Origin of the sequence: Microcoleus sp. AR_TQ3_B6, from assembly GCF_036702785.1 — a bacterium.
Classification (GTDB): domain Bacteria; phylum Cyanobacteriota; class Cyanobacteriia; order Cyanobacteriales; family Microcoleaceae; genus Microcoleus.
In genome coordinates this window covers 1-8,870 of sequence record NZ_JAUBVJ010000157.1, presented here as the reverse complement: position 1 = coordinate 8,870, position 8,870 = coordinate 1, and the positions used below count along the sequence as shown (strand labels likewise).

General features: G+C 46.0%; 7 protein-coding genes. 2 read left to right on the top strand and 5 right to left on the bottom strand.

The features are described from left to right. Positions 1 to 142 precede the first annotated feature (142 nt). Complete coding sequence (locus tag QUB56_RS35615) at positions 143 to 517, bottom strand: YkgJ family cysteine cluster protein (RefSeq protein WP_332961076.1); 375 nt, start codon at positions 515 to 517, stop codon at positions 143 to 145. A gap of 326 nt (positions 518 to 843) precedes the next feature. Here QUB56_RS35615 and psb30 point away from each other — a divergent pair, with 326 nt between their 5' ends. Beyond that, the gene (gene psb30, locus QUB56_RS35610; protein ID WP_332961075.1) at positions 844 to 984 is read left to right on the top strand and encodes a photosystem II reaction center protein Ycf12/Psb30; all 141 of its coding nucleotides are present in this window, start codon (positions 844 to 846) and stop codon (positions 982 to 984) included. A 121-nt stretch (positions 985 to 1,105) separates the two neighbouring features. Here psb30 and recJ read toward each other — a convergent pair whose 3' ends face one another. Next, positions 1,106 to 3,199 carry a single-stranded-DNA-specific exonuclease RecJ gene (recJ, locus tag QUB56_RS35605; RefSeq protein ID WP_332961074.1) on the bottom strand — a complete coding sequence of 698 codons (2,094 nt, stop codon included), beginning with the start codon at positions 3,197 to 3,199 and terminating at the stop codon, positions 1,106 to 1,108. 378 nt (positions 3,200 to 3,577) lie between these two features. Here recJ and QUB56_RS35600 point away from each other — a divergent pair, with 378 nt between their 5' ends. Then, positions 3,578 to 4,483 (top strand): bestrophin family ion channel, encoded by a 906-nt coding sequence (locus QUB56_RS35600; RefSeq protein WP_332961073.1) that lies wholly within the window; start codon positions 3,578 to 3,580, stop codon positions 4,481 to 4,483. A gap of 286 nt (positions 4,484 to 4,769) precedes the next feature. Here QUB56_RS35600 and lnt read toward each other — a convergent pair whose 3' ends face one another. The 3 genes from lnt to QUB56_RS35585 all read right to left on the bottom strand — a co-directional run bounded on the left by lnt (position 4,770) and on the right by QUB56_RS35585 (position 8,785). After that, positions 4,770 to 6,596: an apolipoprotein N-acyltransferase gene (lnt, locus tag QUB56_RS35595; RefSeq protein ID WP_445243445.1), complete on the bottom strand. Its 1,827-nt coding sequence runs from the start codon at positions 6,594 to 6,596 to the stop codon at positions 4,770 to 4,772. A 186-nt stretch (positions 6,597 to 6,782) separates the two neighbouring features. Beyond that, complete coding sequence (psbA, locus tag QUB56_RS35590; RefSeq protein WP_332961072.1) at positions 6,783 to 7,865, bottom strand: photosystem II q(b) protein; 1,083 nt, start codon at positions 7,863 to 7,865, stop codon at positions 6,783 to 6,785. Positions 7,866 to 8,437: 572 nt separating this feature from the next. Then, positions 8,438 to 8,785 carry a histidine triad nucleotide-binding protein gene (locus tag QUB56_RS35585; protein ID WP_332961071.1) on the bottom strand — a complete coding sequence of 116 codons (348 nt, stop codon included), beginning with the start codon at positions 8,783 to 8,785 and terminating at the stop codon, positions 8,438 to 8,440. Between the last annotated feature and the right edge of the window lie 85 nt (positions 8,786 to 8,870).

Genomic DNA, 8,870 nt, shown 5'->3' with positions numbered 1-8,870 from the left:
CGCTGATGTGGGTTTGAGTTTGTATTCGTATGTCAGACTAAACACTTGCATCACCTCCTCTATTTACTATAGCTTAAAAAACGTTGCATCGCTTCTTAAGCTATAGTATTTAAAGAGAAAGCCGTCCTAGAAGGACGGGGCTTTAAACCCAATTTTTCGGTAAGGCGAGGATTCCGACTTCAGAGTTAAAGCGGATCATTTCCAAAGATCGATCGCCATAAAGATCTTCAATGTGTTCCAGGCAGCACTCGATCGCGAAATCGTTCAATTGGGCCGGCTCAATGCCGTACATATCCTGAAACACTTCTGAGTCTACCCGACAAAAGCGCGGTCGATCGGCATAAATTCCGCATTCTCGCGTCCCTTTGTCAAAATTTATACACCAACCGTCCTCTCCGACTAAGCTCAAGTAGAGCGCTAATTCTTCTGTGGATAAATACTCGTCTAAGTCAGGGCGCTCTGTTGGGTCGAGGTAACAACAAGCACCGCACTGCTTTACGCAACGCCAAGTAGCCATAGTTTGATTTTAGATTTGAGATTTTAGATTCGCAGCATAATGTGAAAAATGCCAAACTTTAGGAGATTGGGGCTCTTCAAGTATATCAATTGCCAGCGCCGGAGGCCCGCGATCCTGAAGGGGCGGTGCGATTTGAGATTGTAGATTAGGGCACTTTCAAAGCAAGGGGCATCAAGTCCCTTCCTGTGACTGGGAGGTTGCTCGTAGTTTACATTTTGTTGAATTTTGTAAAGTTCCTTAAAAAATTGGGACGATAGCCCGGTAAAATCAGAAGCGGATTTTCTAATTCAACAATCTAGACTTAATCACTACAGTCAGGAGGACACATGGACTTTATAACCGATCTTTTCAGCGGGCTCGGCGGTGTAAACTACCAACTCATTGTTCAGGTAGCTTTACTCGCAGCAGTGGTGCTTTCGGGCCCGATCGTGATTTTTCTGCTGGCAGCTAGAGGCGGCGACCTGTAATTATAGCACGCTCCGGGCGATCGAGAGTTGGGAGTTATGAATTTTAAATTATGCAAAATTCACAACGCTCGATCGCCAATTTTCTCGCTTTGCACGAGCTTTGTTATCAAATACCGAGTTATCAAATACCCAGGGCGTGTTTAGCAGTTTGAATCAAATTCTCAAAAAAAGGTAGAGATACATCGACTTCTCTAGCATCTTTGCGAGAGTTGCCTAACAAACCGATGTTTTGTCCGGGTGCCACAGCCAAAACTTGCCCTTGAGAGTTGCGAATTCTCAATTCCTGGCTCGATCCGGCGGGAGACAGACTGCAAGAATAAGTGCGATCGCAGTAATCAAACTCAACTTTTCCAAACATCCGCGGCCTGGAACTAGCAGCACCTGCCGGCAGCCGGACACCCAACAATTCTAACTCCACCGATGTCTTGCCATTAAAACTATTTTCCCGCAATCGGTAAGCAATATCAACCCGCCGAGGCAAAGGAAAATATTCCCCCCAACGCCAAGCAATCGCCTTCACACTAGCCGATACTTTTCCATCGTGAGTTGCAGTTAGTTTAACGTGACCTCCTTTACCCACAATTTTCTGTTCAGTTATGCAAACATTAGGCGTCCAAAATACAGGAGCCTTATTTTCAATCCCGCAAGGTTCCAGAGCATCAATTTGTCGGTAAAGGTCGAGATTAATCTCAGCCAAATCCGCTCGCACATCTACTGAAACCAGGGGTTTTAGGTGTTCCGGCTGCAAACATTGATTGGCAAAAATAGACAGTTGATTGCGGAATTGTTCGAGATTCTGGGCCGGCATAGAAAAACCCCCAGCCGCTTTGTGTCCGCCAAATTTAGTTAATAAATCCGCGCAAAAATTCAGCCCGTCAAATACATTAAACTCAGGAATTCCCCTCGCCGAACCCCGCACAATTTTAGCGGGCGGGCACGGGGGCACCGCCCCTACAGCCTCATCCTCAAAAGTACCAATAAAAACGGGTACGCCGTAGCGTTCCACCAACCGAGAAGCTACAATCCCGATCACCCCGTGGTGCCAACCGGGCTGCACGACAACTAAAACTCGTTCTTGCTGCAAGTCGAGCTCACTTTTCTCGCACCAAGCGATGGCTTCCTGCTCAATTTCCTGGCACAACTCCTGCCTGCGCTGATTGATTTGTTCGCACTGCATCGCGTTTTTGAGAGCCAATTCGCGATCGTCCGTCGTCAGCAACTCTATCACAATTTGAGGGTCAGCCAGCCGCCCCACAGCATTAATCCTGGGTCCGAGCCTAAAACCAATATCTTCAGGCTTTAAGGAATTCTTAGTTTTATTTTGCGAGTTAAGAATAGAGGGACTTTCCGCACTTTCCGGCTGGACTCCTGCCACCTGAATCAAAGCCTGAACACCCGCCAATTGCGAGTGAGGCAGCAGCCGCAAACCCCGCTTTACCCAGCGGCGGTTAACTCCAGTCAAAGGCGCTAAATCCGCAATAGTTCCTAAAGTAAATAACTCCAGCAGCGGATTCACCAACCCCCCCACTTTCTGCAGATCGATCGCCAAAGTAATCGCCAAAACATAAGCAACGCCTACGCCAGCCAAGCCGCGATAAGGCGAAGATTCTGCAATTAATTTTGGGTTGAGAATAGCATCGGCCGGCGGCAGTTTTGGCGGCAAATCGTGGTGGTCTGTAATAATAACTTTGACACCGAGTTCTCGCGCTCTGGCAACCGGGCCGCAGGCTGCAATTCCGTTGTCAACCGTGAGAATGAGAGCGACACCTTCCGAGTGAAATTCTTCTACAATGCGATCGTTAATCCCATAACCTTCTCGCATCCGGCTCGGAATAGCATAATCCACATTCGCGCCCAGAGCCCTGAGAGCTCGCAGCAACAAAGCCGTGCTCGTCATCCCGTCAGCATCGTAGTCGCCGCAAATCGCTATTTTTTGCCCTCCCGAAATCGCCTCCCGCAACAGTTTGACACTCGCAGCCAAATCGGGAAACTCATCCTTTGGCGCGGGCAAAACCAGAGATTCCGGTTCGATAAACCCTTGCACTTCTTTAACAGAAGCGATGCCCCGGTTAATCAGTACCTGTGCCAGCAAGGGCGACAAACCGATTTCAGTGGCAAACTGCTCGGCTTGCTGTGGTTGAGGCGAATAAATTTGCCACCGTTGGTTTGGCAATCGGTGAAAATGCGGGGGCACAGATGTCGGTAGCTCTTGCACGGAAGCTGAGGTTTAAAGATACATGATTAATCTTACCGAATTAATTGGCTCAGTCAATCAATTTTAGATTTTAGATTTTAGGTTTTAGATTTTAGATCGATCCTAAAGATTAGTTTTTTGGGTAAAATCCAAAGGTTGGTTGTAGGAAAGCTTTTTTCGGAAGCTCTCACCGCACCCAAATACTGATACCAGCCCCCGACAGCAGTCGTAGAGACCAAAAAATTTTAGACCAAAGTTCAAACGCGCCAGATTTATCTGTCGAGTCAATCTAAAATCTCGAATCTCAAATCGACTGGCGGGAGCCGAAGAACTAAGTGTAGCAGGCATTTGCGCTGCCCGCCCTAGGGCGCAGACTACTAATTTAATGAGGAGACTTGCATGAGTGGCGATCGACCGCCGTGGTTTAAAAGTGCATTACAGGTTCGGATGTCTGTGATTCCGTCAATTTTGCCCCGCGTTTTGCTGTGCGGTGGCTTTGGAGTTTTTATTTCCCTACTGCACTTTTTTAAGTGGCCGGTTTCCTTGCCCACTTTGTCGAGTATTGTACCGAGTATTGTCCTGGGCTTACTGTTAGTTTTTAGGACAAATACAGCCTACGATAGATTTTGGGAAGGTCGAAAATTTTGGGGAATGTTAATCAACAACGTCCGCAATTTGGCGCGCCGAATCTGGGTATCAATTGAGGAAAAAGACCCGGAAGATATCGAACTCAAAAAGTCAGCCCTGCGCCTGTTACCTGCATTTGCAGTGGCAATGAAACTGCACTTGCGGCAAGAAGCAGTAAATCCAGAATTGGAGCCGTTAATGTCCCCAGCACAGTACCAAAAGCTCAAATCAATGAACAATCCGCCGCTAGAAATTGCCTTTTGGATTGAGGATTACTTGCACGAGCAGTACGAGCGCAATTGCCTCGATGTTTATCAGTTAATTGGTATGAAGGACTTGATCAACTCTATGATTGATGTATTAGGCGGCTGCGAGCGGATTTTGAAGACGCCTATCCCTTTGGCTTACGCGATTCACCTGAAACAACTATTGTTGCTTTACTGTTTGGCACTGCCCTTTCAAATGGTGAATGATTTGGCTTGGGGAACCGGCCCAGTTGTAGCTTTAATTAGTTTTACTTTGTTCGGCATTGAAGAAATCGGCATTGAAATAGAAAATCCCTTCCAGCACGATACGAATGATTTGCCTTTGGACAGCATTTGTGCTACCATGCAGCGCAATATCGGCGATTTAATTTCTTTATCTCCTAGCATTCACGGGCGCGTGAAAGATAAGTAGATTCATTCCATCCATTTTAGATTTTAGATTTGAGATTTTAGATTGGTATCGAAAATCTAAAATGGTATAACCTACTGGTTGATTTTTAACAATAAACCGCATTAATCCAGCCAATCTATTTTAGATTTTAGATTTGAGATTTGAGATGGGTATCGAAAACAGAAAATGGTATAACCTACTGGTTAATTTTTAACAATAAACCGCATTAACCCAGCCAATCTATTTTAGATTTTAAATTTTAGATTTTCGATCGGTATGGAAAATCTAAAATGGTATAACCTGCTGATTAATTTTTAACAATAAACCGCATTAACCCAGCCAATAGTAACAATAAAGGCGTCAGCCAATCTCCCCACCGCACGTACAAAGTCCGAGTTTGCCGCCGATAAATGGTAGCATCTCGGACTTCATAGGTATTAATTCGCGACTTCCAAACCGTCTCGCCGCGAGGATTTACAAAAGCAGAGTAACCCGTATTAGTTGCGATAACTGCCCATCTATCTGTCTCAATTGCCCGCATCACATCTAAAGCGTGATGTTGAGCCAACATGGGCGGTTTGTAATGGGCATTGTTGGAAGCGGCGATCATAAATTCGCCTCCATTCGCCGCCTGATATCGGAAAATTTCCGCAAAGGCGGAATCGTAACAAATTCCGACAATGGCGCGGCCAAAGGGCGTATCAAAGAATTGTTTAGAATTGCCGGATACTAAATGAGCATCTAAGGGAGAAAGCCGATTAATAATCCCGCCTAAGATTTCGTAAAAAGGGATATATTCGCCTAAAGGTACTAGCTTTAGTTTATCGTAGCGGCCGATAATTTCTCCAGTGCGATCGATCGCCAATAAGCTGTTAGTGATACTATTCTCTTGCTGCCCGAATCCTCCCACCCAAGCCACAACGCCCCGATCGAGAATAGCTTGGTAAAAAGAAAGAGTAGAACGTTGATACTCGTTTGTCCAGATAAAAGGCAAAGCTGTCTCTGGAATTAACACAGCATCGACTTTCCTGTCTGCTAACTGTTTGTATCCAGTGGTGTAACCTTCCAAAGCGCGCCTCCAACCCCCTGAATCAAACTTAATCTCGTTAGGAATATTGCCTTGAATAATGCCAATTTTTAAAGCGGTTTCAGCTTCTTGATTTAAAGGGCGGTTGTATAAGCTCCATCCTGCAATATGCAAAACTAAACACAAACTAGCAGGCAAAATATAAGCAATCCAATTCTTCCTTCTTGCTTCTTCCTTCTTGCTTCTTCCTTCAATAAAAGCTTCGGCGATTAAGCCATTTACTGCTACAATAGCGGCTGTTACTGCGCTGGGTCCGGAGAGTTGACCGAGGTGCAATATTGCTAAGTTGTGCGGGCTTTGCGTATATGATAGAGATGTCCACCACAGCGAACCTGTACTCCAACTACTTTCTAAGGCGCACCACAAAGCTGTGCCAATTAAAACGCGAATCATAGGCAAGATGACTGTGCTACTAATTTTTTGGGAAATCACAGGCAAGATGCCTGTGCCACTAATTTTTTGGGAACTCACAGGCAAGATGCCTGTGCCACTAATTTTTTGGGAACTCACAGGCAAGATGCCTGTGCCACTAATTTTTTGGGGAATCACAGGCAAGATGCCTGTGCCACTAATTTTTTGGGGAATCACAGGCAAGATGCCTGTGCCACTAATTTTGGAAATTGCGATCGCAAATAACCACGCCCAAACGGCGACTAAGGCGGCTCCCCAGAGGGTGATGAATGCCCAGCAAAAAAGTGCGATCGCCAAACTCGGCCACCAAGGAACTCCCAACCAAGTCATCGGGTGAATTCCCATAATCCAAGATAAAGCTAATCCGTGATAGCCAATTCCCCAGAGTGAAGGAAGAATGAAGAATGAAGCAGGAAGAAGGAAGAATTTGGGTTGTTTTACTTCTTGAAGAGGCCTTTGATAACTAACAACCAAAATCCAGAGGGGAACTAGGGCTACCCAAGCCAATAGCCAAGCATTTACTGGTGCGGTTGTCAATGCCATCAAAATGCCGCTAAAAAATGCGATCGCCCAGGCTAATGTTTTGGATTTATGAAGCGCGAGTTTTGCAAATTTGTGCCTGTTAAATATCGCCACTTTGATGATTGCCAAAAATAATAATTCCTAATTAATATATCAGATCGATCGGGAAGAAGGAAGCTGGGCAACGCGCCGTGTATGGGATTTAACGAGTTTAACAGAAGGAAATCTATCCAATTCTACTTGCCAAAACAAAAAGCGCCCCTATTTCTAGGAGCGCTTTTTGTTAAATCAAAAGCTAAATTAGCCGTTGATGGAAGGAGCAATCATTGCTACTGGGGTGACTTCACCGGCGGCCAAATCGAGGGGGAAGTTGTGAGCGTTGCGCTCGTGCATTACTTCCATACCCAAGTTAGCGCGGTTGATGACATCAGCCCAAGTGTTGATGACGCGACCTTGCGAGTCGATAACCGATTGGTTGAAGTTGAAACCGTTCAAGTTAAACGCCATCGTGGAAATACCCAAAGAGGTAAACCAGATACCGACAACTGGCCAGGCACCTAACAAGAAGTGCAAAGAACGGCTGTTGTTAAAGCTCGCGTATTGGAAAATCAAACGACCGAAGTAGCCGTGGGCTGCAACGATGTTGTAGGTTTCTTCTTCTTGACCGAATTTGTAACCGTAGTTCAAAGATTCAGTTTCGGTTGTTTCCCGAACCAAAGAAGATGTTACCAAGCTTCCGTGCATGGCGGAGAACAGAGCACCGCCGAAGACACCAGCAACTCCCAACATGTGGAAGGGGTGCATCAGGATGTTGTGCTCGGCTTGGAACACGATCATGAAGTTGAATGTGCCGCTGATACCCAAGGGCATACCGTCAGAAAAGCTGCCTTGTCCGATCGGGTAAATCAAGAATACTGCGGTTGCTGCTGCAACTGGTGCAGAGTAAGCGACGCAGATCCAAGGACGCATACCTAAACGGTAGGACAATTCCCATTCACGACCCATGTAGCAAAAAATGCCAATCAGGAAGTGAAACACTACCAATTGGTAGGGGCCGCCGTTGTACAACCATTCGTCTAAGGAAGCAGCTTCCCAGATGGGGTAGAAGTGAAGCCCGATCGCATTCGATGAAGGAACAACAGCACCAGTAATGATGTTGTTGCCGTACATTAAGGAACCTGCAACTGGTTCGCGGATGCCGTCGATGTCCACAGGAGGAGCAGCGATGAAGGCGATGATGTAGCACGCGGTGGCGCTCAGCAAGGTGGGAATCATCAAGACGCCGAACCAACCTACATAAATGCGGTTATCGGTGCTAGTTACCCACTCGCAGAACCGTTCCCAAACGTTGCCGCTTTCGCGACGCTGTACGGTTGTTGTCATTTGGTTTATGATTGCTTAATTGAATTTTCAAGGTTCGTTGTGGGGAGAACCCACGCTTATATTAGTAACACCCTTCACTCTAGTTTGCCAAGGGATTTCTGCTGACAATTTAAACTTTTTACAAACTTTTACAATTACTTAATTTTTCGTAAATATTTGTAGTTTTTTACAAAGTAATATTACACACCAAACAGGTTAAATATAGCGACCTGAAGAACTGAATCTATTGTCTGTCGCTTGGTTCAGCAGTTAGAGGATTTTTTTTTGTTCAGGTCGAGCTCCTTTCTATTTAAATATCTCTTAATTAGGTCTTGAAGAGATGATTTTTAATATTTATTCACATATAATCGGTGGATGCTGCGAGGGTAAATTTTTATCGGGAGAATACTGACAACTCGGTTTCTAGTGCGATTCCCTACGGGATAGCTTCGCTTCACGGGCTGCATTCTCAATAAGAGCCAATCAACCGGGTTTATTGACGAAAAAAGAAACCCGGTTTCTGAAGCGCTGGGCAATAGAAATCAACCGGGTTTCTGAGGATGAGTCTGCAAGTTCTGCGTAGAAATTAGGCTTTAGCCTGGGGGCCACTTCATCTGCCGTCCGCCGAGAATGTGAAGGTGGAGGTGGTCTACAGTCTGGCCGCCGTCGCTGCCGCTATTAATGACGACGCGATAGCCGTTGCTAAGTCCGAGTTGTTCTGCTACCCGCTTGACAGTCAGCAGCAGGTGTCCCATGAGAGCATGATCTTCCGACTCGGCATCGGCTAATTTGGCAATAGGCTGTTTGGGAATGACGAGGATGTGGACCGGTGCTTGCGGATTGATATCTCTGAACGCCAGGGCTAAGTCGTCCTCATAAACGATGTCTGCGGGAATTTCTTTGCGGATGATTTTGCTGAAAAGCGTTTCTGGAGTTGTCATGGGTGTTAACGAAGGAAGAAGGAAGAAGGAAGAAGGAAGAAGGAAGAAGGAAGAAGGAAGAAGGAAGAAGGAAGAAGGAAGAAGG

Bases quoted from the DNA above. Each gene is read 5' to 3' on its own strand.
- QUB56_RS35615 (WP_332961076.1), bottom strand. From the start codon at position 517: ATGGCTACTTGGCGTTGCGTAAAGCAGTGCGGTGCTTGTTGTTACCTC.
- psb30 (WP_332961075.1), top strand. From the start codon at position 844: ATGGACTTTATAACCGATCTTTTCAGCGGGCTCGGCGGTGTAAACTAC.
- QUB56_RS35600 (WP_332961073.1), top strand. From the start codon at position 3,578: ATGAGTGGCGATCGACCGCCGTGGTTTAAAAGTGCATTACAGGTTCGG.
- psbA (WP_332961072.1), bottom strand. From the start codon at position 7,865: ATGACAACAACCGTACAGCGTCGCGAAAGCGGCAACGTTTGGGAACGG.
- QUB56_RS35585 (WP_332961071.1), bottom strand. From the start codon at position 8,785: ATGACAACTCCAGAAACGCTTTTCAGCAAAATCATCCGCAAAGAAATT.